General features: G+C 27.8%; 20 protein-coding genes, 2 tRNA genes and 1 pseudogene. 19 read left to right on the forward strand and 4 right to left on the reverse strand.

The genetic code is table 11. The features are described 5' to 3' along the window. Nucleotides 1-257: 257 nt before the first annotated feature. The 8 genes from CC89_RS06265 (at nucleotide 258) to CC89_RS06295 (ending at nucleotide 7154) form a co-directional block, all read left to right on the forward strand. On the forward strand, nucleotides 258-1226 hold the full coding sequence (locus CC89_RS06265) for a 2-hydroxyacid dehydrogenase (protein WP_035290333.1): 969 nt from the start codon (nucleotides 258-260) through the stop codon (nucleotides 1224-1226). A 340-nt stretch (nucleotides 1227-1566) separates the two neighbouring features. After that, nucleotides 1567-1842, forward strand: a complete 276-nt coding sequence (locus CC89_RS06270; protein ID WP_035290335.1) for a DUF1294 domain-containing protein — start codon at nucleotides 1567-1569, stop codon at nucleotides 1840-1842. A 251-nt stretch (nucleotides 1843-2093) separates the two neighbouring features. Further along, nucleotides 2094-2837, forward strand: coding sequence for an IS1096 element passenger TnpR family protein (locus tag CC89_RS06275; RefSeq protein WP_051931547.1), 744 nt, complete (start codon nucleotides 2094-2096; stop codon nucleotides 2835-2837). A 538-nt stretch (nucleotides 2838-3375) separates the two neighbouring features. After that, the gene (locus CC89_RS06280; RefSeq protein WP_035290336.1) at nucleotides 3376-3804 is read left to right on the forward strand and encodes a flavodoxin; all 429 of its coding nucleotides are present in this window, start codon (nucleotides 3376-3378) and stop codon (nucleotides 3802-3804) included. Nucleotides 3805-3819: 15 nt separating this feature from the next. After that, complete coding sequence (locus CC89_RS06285; RefSeq protein ID WP_035290338.1) at nucleotides 3820-4431, forward strand: DUF3793 family protein; 612 nt, start codon at nucleotides 3820-3822, stop codon at nucleotides 4429-4431. Nucleotides 4432-4776: 345 nt separating this feature from the next. Continuing rightward, nucleotides 4777-4911: an aspartyl-phosphate phosphatase Spo0E family protein gene (locus tag CC89_RS19905; RefSeq protein WP_081896984.1), complete on the forward strand. Its 135-nt coding sequence runs from the start codon at nucleotides 4777-4779 to the stop codon at nucleotides 4909-4911. A gap of 212 nt (nucleotides 4912-5123) precedes the next feature. Continuing rightward, nucleotides 5124-6218, forward strand: a complete 1095-nt coding sequence (locus CC89_RS06290) for an AI-2E family transporter (RefSeq protein WP_035290340.1) — start codon at nucleotides 5124-5126, stop codon at nucleotides 6216-6218. 36 nt (nucleotides 6219-6254) lie between these two features. Continuing rightward, nucleotides 6255-7154, forward strand: coding sequence for a glycosylasparaginase (locus CC89_RS06295; protein ID WP_051931549.1), 900 nt, complete (start codon nucleotides 6255-6257; stop codon nucleotides 7152-7154). Between the two features lie 192 nt (nucleotides 7155-7346). Here the strand turns inward: CC89_RS06295 and CC89_RS06300 are convergent, their stop codons facing one another. Further along, a complete protein-coding gene (locus tag CC89_RS06300) occupies nucleotides 7347-8228 on the reverse strand; it encodes a pyridoxamine kinase (protein WP_035290343.1) in 882 nt (293 codons plus the stop codon). 279 nt (nucleotides 8229-8507) lie between these two features. Here CC89_RS06300 and CC89_RS06305 point away from each other — a divergent pair, with 279 nt between their 5' ends. Next, the gene (locus tag CC89_RS06305; protein ID WP_051931551.1) at nucleotides 8508-8876 is read left to right on the forward strand and encodes a LapA family protein; all 369 of its coding nucleotides are present in this window, start codon (nucleotides 8508-8510) and stop codon (nucleotides 8874-8876) included. 85 nt (nucleotides 8877-8961) lie between these two features. On the opposite strand, the gene CC89_RS06310 is transcribed toward CC89_RS06305, so the two are convergent. Continuing rightward, nucleotides 8962-9156 carry an alpha/beta-type small acid-soluble spore protein gene (locus CC89_RS06310; protein ID WP_035290345.1) on the reverse strand — a complete coding sequence of 65 codons (195 nt, stop codon included), beginning with the start codon at nucleotides 9154-9156 and terminating at the stop codon, nucleotides 8962-8964. Nucleotides 9157-9368: 212 nt separating this feature from the next. Here CC89_RS06310 and CC89_RS06315 point away from each other — a divergent pair, with 212 nt between their 5' ends. The 8 genes and pseudogenes from CC89_RS06315 to CC89_RS06350 all read left to right on the forward strand — a co-directional run. Beyond that, nucleotides 9369-9587, forward strand: a complete 219-nt coding sequence (locus CC89_RS06315; protein ID WP_035290347.1) for a hypothetical protein — start codon at nucleotides 9369-9371, stop codon at nucleotides 9585-9587. A gap of 338 nt (nucleotides 9588-9925) precedes the next feature. Next, the gene (locus tag CC89_RS06320; protein ID WP_035290349.1) at nucleotides 9926-10636 is read left to right on the forward strand and encodes a pseudouridine synthase; all 711 of its coding nucleotides are present in this window, start codon (nucleotides 9926-9928) and stop codon (nucleotides 10634-10636) included. A gap of 72 nt (nucleotides 10637-10708) precedes the next feature. Next, nucleotides 10709-11251 carry a tRNA 5-(aminomethyl)-2-thiouridylate-methyltransferase MnmM gene (mnmM, locus tag CC89_RS06325; protein ID WP_035290351.1) on the forward strand — a complete coding sequence of 181 codons (543 nt, stop codon included), beginning with the start codon at nucleotides 10709-10711 and terminating at the stop codon, nucleotides 11249-11251. 450 nt (nucleotides 11252-11701) lie between these two features. Beyond that, nucleotides 11702-12580, forward strand: a complete 879-nt coding sequence (locus CC89_RS06330) for a MurR/RpiR family transcriptional regulator (protein WP_035290353.1) — start codon at nucleotides 11702-11704, stop codon at nucleotides 12578-12580. 221 nt (nucleotides 12581-12801) lie between these two features. After that, on the forward strand, nucleotides 12802-14067 hold the full coding sequence (locus CC89_RS06335) for a Glu/Leu/Phe/Val family dehydrogenase (RefSeq protein WP_035290355.1): 1266 nt from the start codon (nucleotides 12802-12804) through the stop codon (nucleotides 14065-14067). A 230-nt stretch (nucleotides 14068-14297) separates the two neighbouring features. Beyond that, nucleotides 14298-15521, forward strand: coding sequence for a BaiN/RdsA family NAD(P)/FAD-dependent oxidoreductase (locus tag CC89_RS06340; RefSeq protein WP_035290357.1), 1224 nt, complete (start codon nucleotides 14298-14300; stop codon nucleotides 15519-15521). Nucleotides 15522-15561: 40 nt separating this feature from the next. Beyond that, nucleotides 15562-16218, forward strand: a complete 657-nt coding sequence (gene cmk, locus CC89_RS06345; protein ID WP_035290359.1) for a (d)CMP kinase — start codon at nucleotides 15562-15564, stop codon at nucleotides 16216-16218. 27 nt (nucleotides 16219-16245) lie between these two features. Then, nucleotides 16246-17082, forward strand: a pseudogene (locus CC89_RS06350) (4-hydroxy-3-methylbut-2-enyl diphosphate reductase); the annotation flags it as partial. A 135-nt stretch (nucleotides 17083-17217) separates the two neighbouring features. Here the strand turns inward: CC89_RS06350 and CC89_RS06355 are convergent. Further along, nucleotides 17218-17302, reverse strand: a tRNA-Tyr gene (locus CC89_RS06355). Between the two features lie 14 nt (nucleotides 17303-17316). Beyond that, nucleotides 17317-17393: transfer RNA gene (locus tag CC89_RS06360), tRNA-Ile, on the reverse strand. A gap of 114 nt (nucleotides 17394-17507) precedes the next feature. On the opposite strand from CC89_RS06360, the gene CC89_RS06365 reads away from it, so the two are divergent. Then, nucleotides 17508-18554 carry a CotS family spore coat protein gene (locus CC89_RS06365; protein WP_035290364.1) on the forward strand — a complete coding sequence of 349 codons (1047 nt, stop codon included), beginning with the start codon at nucleotides 17508-17510 and terminating at the stop codon, nucleotides 18552-18554. A 57-nt stretch (nucleotides 18555-18611) separates the two neighbouring features. Continuing rightward, a complete protein-coding gene (locus tag CC89_RS06370; RefSeq protein ID WP_035290366.1) occupies nucleotides 18612-19493 on the forward strand; it encodes a GNAT family N-acetyltransferase in 882 nt (293 codons plus the stop codon). Nucleotides 19494-19522 lie beyond the last annotated feature (29 nt).

The following is a 19522-nucleotide window of genomic DNA, read 5'->3' on the forward strand; positions in this document are numbered from 1 at the left end:
AGTGCAGACTAGATGTTATGCATATGATATATTATATGCATAACATTTAGAGCTGTAATTCGTTATAGACATATGCTTTTTATTATGGTTAAAATTTAAAAATCAATCAAATAAATAATAAAATGTGATATATTTAATATAGAAATTTAATAGAAGAAAACTTTGATGAGAAATCTCCAAGGTTCTGGACATATAAAGTATTCCATGAATATGTAAATATAAAATTTATAAAGATTAATTATAAGGGAGGGATTAGCATGAAACCTAAAGTATATATTGCTCGAAGAGTTTCAAAGGAAGTTCAAGAATACATTTCAAAATTTTGTGATCTTGAAATGAATGAAAGTGATGAAATATTATCTAGAGAAAAAATAATGGAAAGATATAATCATATAGATGGTTTAATAACCATTGGAACAAAAATAGATGGAGAATTTTTAGATTCTATGCCTAATCTAAAAGTAGTAAGCAACATATCTGTAGGATATGATAATTTTGTAATAAAAGATATGAAAAAAAGAAAAATAATAGGTACTAATACGCCAGATACATTAAATGATACAGTGGCAGATTTAGCTTTAGGGCTTATATTGTCAGTGGCAAGAAGAATACCAGAACTTGATAAAATAACTAAAGATGGAATGTGGACAAAGGTCTATCCAGAAGCATATGTAGGCACAGAAGTACACCATAAAACCTTAGGCATAATAGGCATGGGTAGAATAGGTGAAGCTGTGGCTAAAAGAGCTAAATTAGGATTTGATATGGATGTATTATATTATAATAGACGCAGAAAAGAAGAAATGGAAAACAGGCTGGGAGTAAAGTATTCTTCTAAGGATGAATTAATTAAAAACTCTGATTTTATAGTGATATTAACTCCTCTTACTAAGGAGACATACCATTTTATCGACGAAAGGGAATTTAACTTAATGAAAAATTCAGCAATAATTATTAATGTGTCTAGGGGACAAACTATTAATGAACTAGCTCTAATTAATGCTCTAAAAACTGGAAAAATAGCAGGGGCAGGATTAGATGTGTTTGAAAAAGAACCTACAGACAAAAACAATCCTCTTCTAAAAATGGACAATGTAGTGACCTTGCCACACATAGGCTCAGGCACCTGGAATACAAGAAACCATATGAGCATGGTGGCAGCGGAAGACATGGTTTCAGTATTACAAGGAAATACACCTAAAAATTTAGTAGAGGAACTTAGGTAAAAGTTTTTTGAAAATATTTTATTATATAAATTATTTGGTCTTAAGAAAAAATAGCATAGAGTAGATTAATATTTTATAGAACCGTAAGGTTCTCTTTTTTATAAATAATTTTAAACGAGAAATCTTTACTTTAACCTATGAAAGTGAATATAGGGTTCACTTAATGTTCATATATGTAAGATTAAAATAATAGTATAATGAAAAAAACATAAGTAGATGCATTCATTATTAAAGATAGCTGTAAGGAGGTGAACTGGGTCATAAATCTATAAAACATAGAAAAATGAAATATAGTAAATAGAAAATTAAAAAACTTATAGATTAGTGACAATGGGAATTTATGAACATATACTTAAAGTATTATTTTATTTTTTTCAACTTATTAGGATTCATATGCATGTATATTGATAAAGAGAAAGCTAAAAGAAATAAATGGAGAATAAAAGAAAGTACTTTGTTAGCAATAGCAGCATTTGGAGGAAGTGTAGGAGCTTATTTAGGTATGAAGATATTTAGGCACAAAACTAAACATACTAAATTTAAATATGGTATTCCCATTATAATGTTAATTCAACTATTAGTACTTTTATATTGGAATAATAAAATATATAAATAAAAAATCAATATAATAATTAAAAAAATTAAAATCAGAACTCCCAAAAGGAAATATTATTTCTTAGCACTGTTATATTATATAAATAACATGATAAAAGAAATTTTAAATGACATGGAGCTATAGAAGTTAATATAATATTCAATACATCTTTAAGGAGCCTTAGGGTTCTCTTTTTTTTTCTATAAATACTTTTAATAATCTACATTTAAGGTTAAAATAATAACATATATAAATAAAGGTAGGTGTATTCTTTGGAAGGAAAGTGCTATTATTGTAAAAAGGAATTTAGTAAATCAGGTATTTTAAGACACATAAAAAGTTGTTCGGCTATGAAAGAGTGCATGGGAGAAGACATATCAGCTTCTAAATCTAAAAAGAATAAATTTATATTGAGTATAGCATCTAAATATGAACCTAGTGTGTATTGGTTGTATATAGCTATAGATAAAACTGCTACTTTAAAGGAATTAGATCAATTTTTAAGAGATATATGGCTAGAATGTTGTGGGCATTTAAGTAGTTTTGAAATAAATGGTGAGAGATATGAATCGGAAGTGGATGATAGCTGGGGATGGGGTTCTTCTGCAGAAAATATGGATGTAAAGCTTAAGAATGTAGTATCACTAAATGATAAAATGAATTATGAATATGATTTTGGTTCTACAACTTATTTGAATATAAAGGTTGTAGGAGAATTATCTAGTTCAACCACAGGAAATAAAATTGAAATAATGGCCAGAAATAATAAACCTGAAATAAAATGTTCTAATTGCGGTGATAAGGCGTTATATTATGATTGTGAATATGAAGAATATTTATGCGAGGAATGTTTAAAAAATAGTACTCAAGAAGACAGTGAAATGATAGAGGAAATAGGATACTGGAATTCTCCTAGGGATGGTGTATGTGGATATTGGGGTGAAAAGGAAGCTGATGAAGCATATATTCCTTTAAATAATGACCAACATGTAAATATTAAACAAATAAATGATTGAAATTTGATTTAGATTTTTATCCTTTTACTAAGGATGAATTATTTAATGTAGCTGTTGTAGATTATGAGGAGGAGAGTAATGCATGTAAAAAACTCTTAGGTATTTATCTGGTAATTTCAATATAGATAGTGATGAAGCAGATGACTTAGTGCTTAATTTAGTGGGTCCTATTCCCATTATTATATTAATTTAAATATTTATATTTTTATATAGTAGTATTAATTATGTGGTATTATTTTGGAGATAAGATACTGAAAGCAGCACAAATAGTAAATTATATTAAGGATTATAAAAATGTGTAGTGATGGTGCCAGGCACCTACCGAATTTTGTTGAAAAAGCAGAGGTTTTGGATAAGTAGATGTGGAACAGTTGGAGTTGTTTTAAAGCAAGAAATATAATAATTTTACAAAAGGTACACTAAATAAAACTAGTGTATCTTTTAATTTTTTGTAAATATATATTGCAAAATAATTAAGTGAATGTTAGAATAAAAATGAAATTGAAAATCATTATCATTTAATGAATGGAGGGTTAATATGAAGAAAATTAATATAATATATTGGAGCGGTACAGGTAATACTGAAAAGATGGCAGATGCCATTAAAGAGGGAGCATCTTTAAATGATGTAAAAATAAATTTATTAAATGTAAGTCAGGCAGAAGTTGAAGATATAATAAGTGCAGATGTTATTGCATTGGGATGCCCAGCTATGGGTGCTGAGGAACTGGAAGAAGGTGAAATGGAGCCATTTATAGAAAGCATTGAGTCAAAATTAAATGGAAAGAGAATAGCTTTATTTGGGTCTTATGGCTGGGGGGATGGAGAATGGATGAGAAATTGGAAGAATAGAATGGAAAATTTAGGTGCAGAGCTATTGGAAGAAGGATTAATAATAAATGAGGAACCAGATGAAGAAGGACTAAAAAAATGTAGAGATCTTGGAAAAAAATTAGCTGATATTTAGAGGAAAGTTTGTTTTATGAGTGAATTAGAATCTAAAAAATATATTAAAATCATGAATAATGTTAATGAACTAGAATATTTACTTTTTACTATAGTGTATAATGCATCGCCAGCAATAGCTGGAGAAAAAGCATCTTCTCTTTTGGTATTTAGAAATAATGGAAAAAACCTATATAAATTATGGTTAGAGAATAAAGAGGAAATTCAAAATAATTTAAAATTAAGATACTTTACTTTAAAAAACACTCATGATACTTGTGTAGTTTTATTTTATAATGAAGATATGCTGAACAAAATCCTTCAAGAGCGGAAGACACAAAGATTTTTAAAAAGGTTTAATTATTCTAATTTTAATTCAACACTAAGTTGCTTAAGACTATTAAAAGAGAGATATGAATATGCATGTCCACACGAAATTGGAATATTTCTTGGTTATCCTCTAGAAGATGTAGTTGATTTTATAGAGTGCCCAAATAAGCAATGTCTTTTAAGAGGTTATTGGAAAGTGTATAATAATGAGGAATTTGCCAAAGACAGATTTTATATATATGATTCCATAAAGAGTAAAGTCTTAAATCTTTTATATAAAGGAGAAAACCCTAAAAGTATATTAATGGGTAAAATATAAATTTTCTTTGGATTAAGGAAAGGATAGTTTATACATGCTAGCCTTTCTTCTTATTATTTTTATTTCATGTTTTTGTTGAGTTTTACGACTTTTTTTCATTTTACATCTCCTTTTTCTAAAGTAATTGATTTATATGTGTTAATTTTTACTTTTATAAAAAGATAGATATTTTATAAACATTTATTTACAAATTATGTAAAAAATAACGTTAAAATAAAATTCAACTTGTAAAATTTTCATATTATAGTATGTTTTTTGTATTTTTGCCTTTACTTTATTTTGTTATTGAAATATAATAGAAAATGTTGGGATTAGAGATTTAATATATTAGGAGAGGGAGAAACTATGGAAGAAGTTAGAACATTATTACATAAGATAATAAATGATACCAATTTAGCTTTAAGTAGCGAAGAAGTGGTAACCATTAGTCAACAATTGGACAAGCTTATCTTAAAATTTTATTCAGAGCAAAATGAATAAGGAAAATTTAAATTTAAAATGGAAAAGGTAAATTTAAATTTAAGAGAATTATAAAGTTTGTAAGAGTTTTTTCTTTTGCAAACTTTATTCATATTATGATTACATATATGAAAGCTTATATTTATATTGTAAATTTTTTATTTGCATGATACTATTAACTTTATACTTTTAATTATATTGTAGTAAAATAAAAGTATAAAGGAGGGCATAAATTGAAATTTAATAAAAATAAAATCAAGTATTTTGATTTAATAGTAGCAGTTTTTATAATTTTTATAGGTATTGAGTTAGTTTTAAATTATAAAACTGCATTTTACTTATTAGGTAAAGTAGTTAAAATTTTAAAGCCTTTTATTATAGCATTTATAATAGCCTATGCATTAAATCCTGTAATTAAATTTTTAGAGAAAAAATTTAATTTAAAAAGAAGCTACAACATACTTATAACATATGTTTTTTTAATAGGAATTATAGTTTTGTTTTCAACAATAGTAATCCCTAAAATATTTTATAGTGGTATGGATATGCTACATAATATTCCTAATTTCGTATCAGAAATTAGTCAGTGGATAGATATAAATTTAACTGGTAAGATAGGTGATTTAGGAAGCTTCTTCAATAACAATGCGGGCGGATTGCTGAAAAAATTTAGTACAATATCATCATCTTGGCTAAATATGGGGTTATCAAAGTTATTTAATTTTACAAATTCATTAATAAACTTAGTCTTTGGATTAATAATAGCTATATATATTTTAGCAAGCAAGGAAAAATACAAAGAAATTTCTAAAGATTTTGTATATGTAATTTTTAAAAAAGAATGGGGAAATAAAATAATTGGATTTATAAAAAATGTTAATAGAATGGTGAGTTTATATATAGGAATAAAGGCTTTAGACTCTTTAATAATAGGAGCTATAGCTATAGTAGGTTTAATAGTATTTAAATCTCCATATGCTCTTATATTGGGTTTAATAGTAGCTGTTACAAATATGATACCTTATTTTGGACCTTTTGTAGGTATGATACCACCTTTTATAATAAATATTTTTTATTCACCTAAGAAGGCGGTATTTATATTATTATTTTTAATTCTTCTTCAACAATTTGATGCCTGGTACTTAGAACCAAAATTAGTAGGGGATAAGGTTGGATTAAGTCCATTTTTAATTATATTAGGCATAACCGTATTTGGAAGCTTATTTGGTATATGGGGAATGTTATTGGCGTCACCTATAATGGCAGTATTTAAAATATATATAGGTGGGTGGTTTACAAGAAAAGTAGAAGAATATAAGAATTCATAATTTATAGTAAATAAATTCATATAAGGAGGGGCTTTTATGTGGGGGATTATAGGTACTTGGGAAATGGCATTAGAAGGTATAAGGAAAGCTTCTGGATTATTGGAAACTGGAAGTAACGCTGATATATCTATTGTAGAAGCTATAAAAAATATAGAGGATAATCCAAGCTATACGTCTGTAGGTTATGGCGGGTTTCCAAATGAAAATGGTGAAGTAGAATTAGATGCTGCTTTTATGAGTGGAAATGATTTATCCTTTGGTGCAGTAGCAGGTATAAAAAATTTTAAGAACCCTATAGCTATAGCAAAAGCACTTAGTAAGGATAGATTTAATATTTTTTTAGTAGGAAAAGGTGCAGAGAGCTTTGCAGAAAAAAATGGTTTTGAGAAAAAACATATGTTAACTTTAAAAGCAAAGAAAGCTTGGGAAAAACGATTAAAGGATATTAAAGAGAAAAATTTAAGTCCCTATGATGGTCATGACACTGTGGGAATGGTATGTTTGGATAAATATGAAAATATGACAGCTGGTACATCTACCAGTGGACTTTTTATGAAAAAAGAAGGTAGAGTTGGAGATTCGCCTATGCCTGGATCTGGTCTTTATGTAGACAGCAAAATCGGTGGTGCCACTGCCACTGGGTTGGGTGAGGATATTATGAAAGGATGCATTTCTTACGAAACTGTGAGACTTATGGAAGAAGGATACACCCCTCAGGAAGCTGCAGATATAATCACAGAAAAATTTAATAAAAAACTTATAGACAGAAGGGGCGTTTCAGGTGCCTTTTCTATAGTTTGTATGAATAAACAAGGTCAATGGGGAGTTGGAACTAATGTGGAGTTTCCATTTGTGGTATCCACAGCGACAGAAGGAACTAAAGTCTATATTGCCAATTTTAAAAATAACAAAACTGCATATGAAGAGTTAGTTTAAAATATAAATAGTATTTTTATGACTTTAAATACCATACCAATGCACAAATAAATTACAATTATCAACGACTTAGATAGTTTATTGGTAATTGTAATTTATTTATATCTAAAATTTTTTCGGAATTTTAACTTGATTTTTGGGAGTAGATATTAGCGATTGGGACTAATATTATAAAGCATACTATTAAAATAATTATTTCAATATTTCATAACTGCTTACTATTACAGGTAATTTTAATGTATCTAAAACCTTTTCTAAAAGTACTCCTTCTCTATTAGGATATTTAAATCCATAGCTAGCTTTAATACTTGTATTGATAAATTGTACACCTCTATCTAAAGCTATAGGTAAACTGTCTCCTTGAAGAAGACTTCCTATGAGCACACTAGTAAAAGAATCACCGGTTCCGGGATAAAAAACAGGAATGTATTTACAACTAACTTTCCAAAAAACATTATCTTCCTTATTGTAGGCAACTACACTAGTATTTTTATCATTAGATGAATCTGGAACACTAGTTATTATTACTATATTAGGTCCTAAATCAGCTAGTCTAATGCACCAATCTTTAATTAAGTCCTCAGTAATATCTAAATCTTTATTTAACGTTTCCCCTATAATATAAGCAGCTTCTGTAATATTAGGAGTTATTATATCAGCTTTTTTTATAAGACTTATCATATTTTCAATTATTGATATATCCATTGTATTATATAGTTCTCCATTGTCACCCATAACTGGATCTATTACTACCAAGGTATGTTCTGTATTAAACAAATCTATAAAATTAGATATTATGTTTATTTGTCTAGTAGAGCCTAAAAAACCACTATATATACAGTCAAAATCTATTTTAAGTTTATGCCAGTGGTTTATGTATTCTTCCATAGAATCTGTGAGATCTAAAAAGCTATAGTCCTCAAAACCGTTGGTTTGAGTAGAAAGTATAGCTGTAGGTAATGGACAAACTTGTAATCCCATGGTGGACAGTATTGGTATTATAGCCGTCAATGAAGATCTTCCAAAGCCTGATAAATCATGTATAGCTGCAACTCTTTTTACTGGTTTAATCATATAAAATTCCTCCTTATTTTACGCGAAGTTCTAATTAGAGTATCTTGTGCTCTAATGCTCATATAGGGGTACATTTTTATTATTTCACAAAAATATATGCTTTTCAAATGTATGGATACAATTTTAAAATTACAATATACAATAAATAATATATCATGTGAGAAGGAAAAATAATATCATTATTGAATAATTAATATATACAAAAAAGTAAGATAGACATTTTATAAATAAATTGAAAAGGCAGGTGAGAGTCTGAGAAGAATTATTTCAGACGAAGATATGAGAAATACTTTTATTGTTTGGCTAATTTTTGCATTGCTTGTAACTATTTTTACAATTCAAAATGCTACAGTTATAACTGTAAAATTGTTTATGTGGCAATTTAATATTTCACTAGCGGTGATAATTTTATTATGTATAATTATAGGAGCTGTAGTAGGTACATTATTGGGATTGAAAAAAGAGATGAATTTAAAAAAGGAAAATAAAAAATTAACAAATGAAGTTGTGAGCTTAGAAGAAAAAATTAAAGATATAAAATATAATAAGGAAGTTGCAACTTGTAGTGAAAAATTTGAAGATTCTAGCACAGATAAAGAAAGCAAGAGCAGCTGTAATGAGAAAAATAATATAAATAGTAGAAATTAAAATATAAATAACATAAATTAAAAGGGACCATTAATAGTATGGTCCCCTTTAGAAATTCAAAGTAATTATTTAGTTGTTTTATTAATTATTTTATATTTCTTTCGTAAGATTCAACCATTCTTTTTACCATTTCGCCACCAACAGAACCGTTTTGTCTAGAAGTAAGGTCTCCGTTGTAATCGCTTAGAGGTACGTTTAATTCATTTGCTACCTCCATTTTAAATTTGTTTAAACCAGTTTTAGCTTCAGGAACTAAAGTTCTATTATTGTTTCTTGCCATATTTATTACCTCCTTTTTTTTAGGTTGTATATATATATTGTGCAAATTAAAGGTGAATATGTTAGTAACTCAATGGTTTTGGAGGTATATTATAGAATAAAATTAGAATTTTACTAAATAAACTTATAAAGGAAGTAAGTAATACTATACGAGTTTACAAATATGTATAAATTTAGTATAATAATATAAAAGAATATAAGGAAGTGTTATTTATGAATAATAACAGAGATAAAATGGTAAGTGAAGAAACTACTCGCTCACATTCTAATATTGTTTCCATGACAGGCAATGTATTAAAACCATCTAAAGCTTCCAAAGAAAGAAATAAAATAGAATCCAATAAGACAGTAAAAGAAAAAATAATTTCTGGTATAATTGCTTTAGTACTTATAGCTGGTTCTATTGGTGTATTTGTACTTATACTTAAATAAATAGTATAATTAATATGTATTTGTATAAAGAGTCTTTTGACTCTTTATTTTTTACTAAACTTATATATAGGTTTTTAGAAATAAATATAAATGATTAAACCACAAAAAGGTACAATGCAGTGGAATTATGAAATTTCATAATTCAAGCAATATAATACTTTTTGTGGGATAATCATATAAATATAATAAAATTAATTAGTATTAAGAGTATTTATTCTTCTAATAGCGAAGTTTCAGGTTTTTTCAAAATATAAATTATATGATATTCTAAGATATGCTGATTATAAGATTGAATATATATTGATATAGAATATATAATTTGTAAAGGATGGTTTGATATGATAGAAAGATTGCAAAAATATATGGCTAGGTGTGGAGTGGCTTCACGAAGGAAATGCGAGGAATTTATAACTAATGGTGAAGTTAAAGTAAATGATAAAGTAATAACTGAATTAGGTTTTAAAGTAGATGGTTCTGTGGATAAGGTTACTTTTAAAAGAGAAATCTTAAAACCAGAGGAAGAAAAAGTATACATAATGTTAAATAAACCTGCAGGTTACATTACTTCAGTTAAGGATGAAAAAGGTAGAAAAACAGTTTTAGACTTAGTTAAAACTGAAGAAAGGATATATCCTATTGGGAGATTAGATTATGATACTTCAGGTTTAATATTGCTTACAAATGATGGCGATGTATATAACAAACTTGTACACCCAAGGGAAGAAATAGATAAACTGTATGAAGCTATTATAGATGGAATTCCAAATAAGATGGAAATAGATAAATTTTGTAATGGTGTAGATATTGGTGGATATGTAACATCAAAAGCAAAAATAATTGTACTAGATAAAAAATTAGGAAAATCAAAGGTTCATATTATTATACATGAGGGTAAGAATAGACAAGTTAGAAAAATGTGTGACGCTATAGGTCATCCAGTAATGACTCTTAAGAGAAAGGCTATAGGAAAATTAGAGCTTAGAAATTTATCTGAAGGTAAGTGGAGACATTTAAATGAAGAAGAGATTAATTATATAAAAAAATTATAGAAAAAAATTAAATTTATTTAATGAGAATACAAAATTATAAAATAAGAACAAGGCAAAATAAGGAGAATATAAATGTTTAAGTATGGTAATAATATAAGTCAATTAGCACAAGATATAATAAAAAACTATTGTAGTAATTTTAATGTAGCTGTAGATGCTACATTAGGTAATGGGCATGATACGGATTTTTTAAGTTCTATTTTTCATAAAGTATATTCCTTTGACATTCAGGATTGTGTTGTAGAAAATTATAAAAACAGAGGACTAAATAATGTAATGACTATAAAAAGTTCTCATGAATACATACATAAGTACGTGAAGGAAAATGTGGATTGTGTAATGTATAATTTAGGTTATTTACCTGGAGGAGATAAGAGTATAACTACCAAAGCAAGCAGTACATTGGATAGCATAATCTCTTCATTAAAACTTTTAAATTGCGGAGGCATAATAACTCTATGTATATATTGGGGACATCAAGAAGGTAAAGAAGAAAAAGAATCTATTTTAAATTTTGTAGAAAAGCTTTCAAAAAAAGAATTTAGTGTGATAATGCATAGTTACCTAAACAGGAGTAATGATCCTCCAATACTTTTAGTTATAGAAAAGAAATGATTTAGCTTTAGGCACATGAAAAGAAATAACAAGTCAAAGATACTGGTATATTTTGTGTCAGACAAGGAAGCAGGTTACGCCTTTAGTAGGACTATCAGCGGGTTCTGCTGACGCAGTATGGCGCAAAATAGACTAGCATACGGACTTGTTATTTATTTGAATGTGCCTTAATATACATATGAATAATAAAAATTAAAAACTTGAAATTATATATGTAAAGAAGTTTTTAAAAAATAATTTTATGTAAGAAATAGTAAATACCTTAAATAAAGTTATAAGATAATTCAACTTACTAGTTTATTCAGTAATTAAAATTATAAAAATATAATAAATATTTACAAAGAAAATTAACAAAAAAATGAAAGAAATATTGAAAGTTTCTTCAATAGATGATAAAATGAATCATATAATTCATTTCAATGATGGTATTGAAGAAAGGATTGAATAACTATGGAAGATAGTAGACAAGATTTAATGAGAACCATTCAAATAAAATTTCCACGACTAAGCAAAGGACAAAAATTAATTGCAGAATATATATTAAAACATTATGATAAGGCAGCTTTTATGACAGCGGCGAAATTGGGAATTAGTGTAGGTGTAAGTGAATCTACTGTAGTAAGATTTGCTAATGAACTGGGATTTTCAGGATATCCCAAACTTCAAAAGGCTCTTCAAGAACTTATAAAAAATAAATTAACCACAGTTCAAAGAATAGAACTTTCTAATGATTTAATCACAGAACATAATGCATTGAAAGGTGTATTAAAATCGGATATAGAAAACATTAGATCCACTTTAGAAAAGATTAACCATAAGACTTTTGAAGACGTGGTAGATCTCCTTTTTAACTCTAAAAAAATATATATTATAGGGCTTAGAAGTTCTACAGCTTTAGCAGAATTTTTAGGATTCTATTTAAACTTAATATTGGACAACGTTAAAGTTGTAGGATATGGTATGAGTGATATATTTGAACAAATGTTAGGTTTAACAGAAGATGATTTGGTAATAGGTATAGGGTTCCCAAGATATGCTACTAGAACTATAGAAGCTTTAAATTTTGCTCAAAGCAGAAGTGCAAAAGTAGTTGCTATTACTGATAGCTTATTATCACCTTTAGCTGCTAGCTCAGATTATTCACTAATAGCTCAAAGTAATATGGCTTCTTTTGTTGACTCTTTAGTAGCACCTTTAAGTGTCATTAATGCTCTTATAATTGCAGCTGGATTAAGGGAAAAAGAAAAAATTTCATCTACATTTACAGATTTAGAAAGCATATGGCAAGAATATCAAGTATATTCATATAAGAGTAAGGAAGAAGAATAATACATTTTTATAAGCGGTATAAAAGTAATTAATTTTACATTTATACCGCTTAGATTTATGTAGTGCAAATTTTAAAAATAAAAATAAAATTTTTTAAATTTTTAAAAAAAAAGAAGGATTAATATGAAAGATATCGAATATAGTAATATGTGAGAAAGATGAAATGCAACAATTAAGTACAATGAAATATAACATGCAAATTTTATTAGGGGGTAATAATTATGGCAAAAGAGACTTTAAATCCATTAGTAAATGCTCAAAAGCAAGTTAAAGATGCTTGTGAAAAATTAGGTATGGAGGATTCAGTTTACGAATTACTAAAAGAACCTTTAAGAGTTATTGAAGTATCTATACCAGTAAAAATGGACGATGGTTCTGTAAAGGTATTCAAAGGCTTCAGAGCTCAACATAACGATGCTGTAGGCCCAACAAAGGGTGGAGTAAGATTCCATCCAAATGTAAGTATTGATGAAGTAAAAGCATTATCAATATGGATGACTTTCAAATGTTCTGTAACTGGAATCCCATATGGTGGAGGAAAAGGTGGAATAATAGTTGATCCTAGAGAATTATCTGAAGGAGAACTTGAAAGACTATGTAGAGGATATGTTGATGGTATATATAAATTAATTGGTGAGAAAGTTGATGTTCCAGCACCAGACGTTAATACAAATGGAAAAATTATGTCTTGGTTTGTTGACGAATACAATAAATTAGTTGGTCACAGTGCAATGGGAACATTCACAGGAAAACCAGTTGAATTTGGTGGCTCAAAAGGAAGAAATGAAGCAACAGGTTTTGGTGTTGCAGTAACTGCAAGAGAAGCTGCTAAGAAAATGGGAATAAACATGAATGGTGCTAACATAGCTGTTCAAGGTTTTGGTAACGTTGGAAGATTTACAGTTAAGAATTGTATTAAACTAGGTGCTAAAGTTGTTGCAGTTGCAGAATGGTGCAAAGAAGCAGGTACTTATGTTGTATACAATGAAAATGGATTAAACTTCGAAGAAATGAATGAATACATGAACAAAAATCATAATCTATTAAATTTACCAGGTGCAAAACAAATATCAATGGAAGAATTCTGGGGATTGAATGTTGATATATTAATACCAGCAGCACTTGAAAATGCTATAACTGCTGATGTTGCAAAATTAATCAAAACTAAATTAATATGTGAAGCTGCTAATGGACCAACAACTCCAGAAGCTGATAAGATTATAAATGAAAAAGGAATAACTCTTACTCCAGATATATTAACAAATGCAGGTGGAGTTACTGTTTCTTATTTTGAATGGGTACAAAACTTGTATGGATATTATTGGGGAGAAAAGGAAGTAGAAGAAAAAGAAGAAATAGCTATGGTAAATGCATTTAATTCTATTTGGGCAATAAAAGAAGAATACTCAGTTCCAATGAGAAAAGCAGCTTACATGCACTCAATTAAGAAAGTTGCTACTGCTATGAAACTAAGAGGATGGTACTAATCCTTATACAAAATGCTGATATAAAAGAGGGTTAATTTTTAACCCTCTTTTATAATGCAAAAAACTTTTTAATGTGTTCAGTAAAACTGAAAAAACAAATTATTGCTGGTATACACTATACAAGATATATAATAAATAAAAAAACCTTTGAACATATTAAGTTAATTCTATTGAATAATTATTGTTATTATATTAAATTATAATAGTAAGTATAATAAGGCGGTGATATATTGGCAAAGGTTATTGTAGTAGGTGGTGGGCCAGGAGGAATGATGGCAGCGGTGGCTGCTTCTAAAAATAAAAATCAAGTTATATTGTTAGAAAAAAATGAAAAGTTGGGAAAAAAGCTTTTTATAACTGGTAAAGGAAGGTGTAATGTAACAAGTTATAAGGATATAAGTGAGTTTTTTCAATATATTCCTACTAACGCTAACTTTCTGTACAGTGCACTATACACTTTTACGAACATAAATACCATGAATTTTTTAGAAGAAAATGGAGTTAAACTTAAAGTTGAACGGGGAGACAGAGTTTTTCCTGTATCAGATAAATCTTCCGATATAATAAGGGTGTTTGAAAATACATTAACTAAAGGTAATGTAAAATTAAGATTAAATTGTGATGTTAGAAAATTTGTAACAGAAGGTAATGAGATAAAAGGAGTTAAGTTGTCTTCTGGAGAGGTCATCTATGGAGATAAATTTATACTTTGCACAGGAGGGTGTTCTTATCCTCAAACAGGTTCAGATGGTTTTGGCTATGAACTTGCGAAGTCTTTAGGGCATAGCATTGTAAAACCTAAGGGAGCTTTGGTTCCTATAGAAGTTAAAGAAAGCTGGGTAAAAGAATTGCAGGGACTTTCCTTAAAAAATGTTCAAGTTGAAATTTATAGCGAAGATAATAAGAAATCATTGTATAAAAATTTCGGCGAAATGCTCTTTACTCATTTTGGATTATCTGGTCCTATAATTTTAACCGGCAGCGGTATAGTAAACAAAAAAAACAATCTAAAAATAAGGATAAACTTAAAACCAGCCCTTACACAAGAACAGTTAGACAAGAGAATTCAAAATGATTTTAAAAAGTATTGCAATAAGGATTTTAAAAATTCTTTAGATGATTTATTGCCTAAAAAACTTATAGATGTAATTGTTACTTTAAGTGGTATAGAACCACTTAAAAAAGTGAATTTGATAACTAGGGAAGAAAGAAAAGAACTGGTGCATTTACTTCAAAATCTAACCTTTAATATTAAGGGTACAAGGCCTATTGCAGAGGCAATTATAACTTCTGGGGGGGTAGATGTAAAAGAAGTAGATCCTTCTACTATGGGGTCTAAAAAAGCTTCTAATTTATATTTCGCTGGAGAGATACTAGATATAGATGCAGAAACCGGTGGCTTTAATATACAAATTGCTTTGTCTACTGGGTATTTGGCAGGCATGGATTTTTAAATTACATAGATTATATAGTTAAAAGAAAGGCGGGCATAAATTGAATATATCAATAGCAATAGATGGTCCTGCAGGAGCAGGTAAAAGTACCATAGCAAAATTGGTGGGAGATAGATATTCTTTAATGTATATAAACACTGGTGCCATGTATAGAGCAGTTACATTAAAGGCAATGGAGAAAAATATAAAACCTGAGAATACACAAGGATTAGTAGAACTTATGAATAATTTAGAGATGCATTTTCAAGGAGAAAAACTTATAGTAAATGGGCAGGATGTAACAGATGATATATACATGCCTTTAATAAGCAAAAATGTATCTTATTACTCTTCTATAAAGGAAGTTAGAGAAAAACTTGTGGAGCTTCAAAGAAAGATTTCTAAAAAATATAGTGTAATAATGGATGGCAGGGATATAGGAACTGTAGTTTTAAAAGATGCAAAATTAAAGATTTTCTTAACTGCCAGTGCGGAAACTAGGGCTAACAGAAGGTATAAGGAGTTAATGGAAAAAGGTGTTGAAGTGAACTATGAAGAAATTCTACAAGATATTAAAAGAAGAGATCATATAGATTCAACTAGAGAAATAAGTCCATTAACTAAGGCAGAAGATGCTATAGAAATAGATTCTTCTAACTTAGATATAAATGGTGTAGTAGATAAAATATCTTGCTATATAGATAAGATTAAGCAGTAGAATTAAGTATATAAATGGAGGTTAATTATGAAAAATGTAATTGTAGGGGATAAGTCTGGATTTTGTTTTGGAGTTAAAAGGGCTGTAGATTTGGTTATAAAATGCCAACAAGAAAAAGGAAAAAAGATTTATACTTTAGGACCTCTTATACACAATAATGATGTTATAAATTACTTAAAAGAAAAAAATATATATCCCGTGGAAATTCATGAAATAGATAAATTGAATGCTGATGATGTAATTGTCATAAGATCTCATGGAGTATCAATAGAAATTTTAGAAAAATTAAAAAAAGCAGGGCTTGAAGTGATAGATGCTACGTGTCCTTATGTAGCAAGCATTCAAAAGAGAGTAAAAGAGTATTTTAATTTAGGATACAATATTATAATCGTGGGTGATAAAAATCATCCTGAGGTTCAGGGTATAAATGGATGGTGCAAAAACACTGCTTTAGTAGCTAAAAATGAAAGGGATATTTCATCTTCTATAGGTAAGAGGGTTTGTGTTGTATCACAAACTACTGAAAAAGAAAAAAATTGGCAAAATGTTTTAGATGCTATAATAAAGAATTCTAAGGAAATAGTTGCTTTTAATACCATATGTAGTGCCACAGAAGTTAGACAAAAGTGTGCAGAAAAGTTGTCTAGAGATGTAGATGCTATGATAGTAATAGGAGGTAAGCATAGCTCTAATACCACTAAGTTATATGAAATATGTATAAAAAATTGCAAAAATACAATACATGTAGAAAAAGCTGAAGAGATACCTATGAAAATCATGGAGAATAAAGATATGATTAGTATAGGAATTACCGCAGGGGCGTCTACTCCGGATTGGATAATAGAAGATGTTATAAATAAAATAAAAAAATAGAAAATATATTACTTATTTAATACCATCTTATTTATTTAAGGTGGTTTTTAATTTTTGAATATAAATAGTATTTATGTAGATGTGCTAAAGCATAAAAAGAACTTTAACTATTAGTTAAAGTTCTTTTGGTGGAGGAAGATGGATTCGAACCATCGAAGCGAAACGCAACAGATTTACAGTCTGCCCCCTTTGGCCACTCGGGAACTCCTCCAAATATTAAATTAATGGTGGACCTTCAGGGACTCGAACCCCGGACCAACCGGTTATGAGCCGGTTGCTCTAACCAACTGAGCTAAAGATCCATATCAGCGACAAGGATTATTATATATTAAAAATAAATTTTTGTCAACAAAAGGAGTAATATTTTTTTATAAGTATAATATAATCTATTAGCACTAGTATTAGGAGGAAATCTTATGGAAACTCGTTCTAGTTATAAACAGGAATTGAGTAGGAAAGAAAGAAACACCATAATAAGGATATTAAGTAGATATGATTTGCAATCAGAAAATATATCTAAAAATAGAAGTGTGTATAAAGTTGAAACAGACAAGGGCACTATATGTTTAAAGAAAATAAGAAGTAAAAAGTACAAAGTTATAAATGGAATGAATTTAGTTAATGAACTTAAAAGCAATCATTTTGATAATACAGCAGAGTATTTAAAAACTACTAAAGGTAATTTAATGGTTAAATATAAAAATATAAATTTTTATGTTACTAAGTGGATAGATGGTAGAGAATGTAATATAGACAATAAAGATGAACTATTAAATAGTGTAAAATTGTTAGCTAAATTTCATAAGTGTTCTAGAAAAATAAATACTAAGGAAATAAAGCTAAAAAACAATTTAGGTAAATGGCCTGAAAGCTTCAATAAAAAGCTTCATGATTTAGACAAATTCAGAAGTTTTATCAAGAATAAAAGAATTAAAAGTAGCTTTGATAATAAGTATTATGAGTGTATAGATATGTTTTATAAAAAAGGACTCATGGCATTAAGTTTACTAAATTCATCAAACTATTATAATTTATGTAGAAATGATAAAGAATATAAAACTATATGTCACAATAGCTTTTATTATCAAAACATAATAAAGAAGAGTGAAGATTACTACTTAATTGATTTAAATAGCATTGTATTTGATTTAGCTGTAATGGATATGGGAAAATTTATAAGGCGTATTATGTATAAAAAAAGTTATAGGTGGAATTTTCAAAAAGCTAAATTGATAATTGAAACTTATAACTCTGTGAATAAACTATCTAAGGAAGAAATAGAAATAATGTTAGCGCTTATTATATTTCCACATAAATTTTGGAAACTTGGTAGAAAAAAATATGTGAGACATAAAAACTGGAATGAATTAAAGTACTCTAAAAGGCTGGAAAAATTAATAAATTGTAATGAATTAGAAGATAAATTTATAGAGGATTTTTTGGAGTATATACAGAATTATTAATTATGAAAAGTAATTATTAGTATATATTAGCATAAATTTTATTTTAAAGAGGTAGTTATGTTTACATGTAAAAAATTAAGAAATACAAATATAAATATTTTTAAGAAATTGAATAATGAGAGAAATACTTTCAATGACTTAAATGAAGATTTTTTTTATCTATACGATAAATTTACTTCTATGGATAAATTTATTATGATGAAAAAAGTAACCTTATTGCAGCATCAAGAGTCTTTAAATTATATAGGATATATATGGACATATAAATTAAATAGATATAATTATAAAATACGAGCCTTTAATGTAGTGGAGGAGTATAAATATAATTTAGAGGCTTATTGCAAACTTATGAATTATACTTTTAAAGATAATTTCTCTGTAAATTATCTTTGTAGTAAAAATAGCTATAACTTTAATATTTTGTCTTTCTTAGGATTTGAAAAATATAATGGTACGCTGAAAATGAAGAAAAATTTAAATTCTATCATATGTATGGATAAACCTAGTGCAGTGGAAATTTGTAATGTTTATGGAGAAGAAGGGGACAATTTAAGGTGCAAAATTCAAAATTCAATTTTCGAAAGCAATAATAGAATTCCATTAACTTTAGATGATGTAATTTTTGAGAAAAAGCAAAAATATTATTATAATGATGGATGTTTTTTATTAAAGCTAAAGGATGAATATATAGGATATGGTCAAGTTATATTTGAAGAGGAGGATATACCGTGTATTGTAAACTTCGGTATAATATCTAAATATAGGGGACTTGGGTATAGTAAATATTTTTTAAGTTTTATTTTAAACAGTATTTATAAAGTAAATTATAGAACAGTGAATATAAAAGTTAGTGAAGAAAATAAAATAGCTTTAAATCTTTATATTTCCATGGGGTTTTATATAGAGGATGAGGTTTATAAATGGCAACTTATAAAATAAAAACTCCAGATTATTATAAAGTCTGGAGT

The organism is Clostridium sp. KNHs214 (assembly GCF_000744935.1).
Classification (GTDB): domain Bacteria; phylum Bacillota; class Clostridia; order Clostridiales; family Clostridiaceae; genus Haloimpatiens.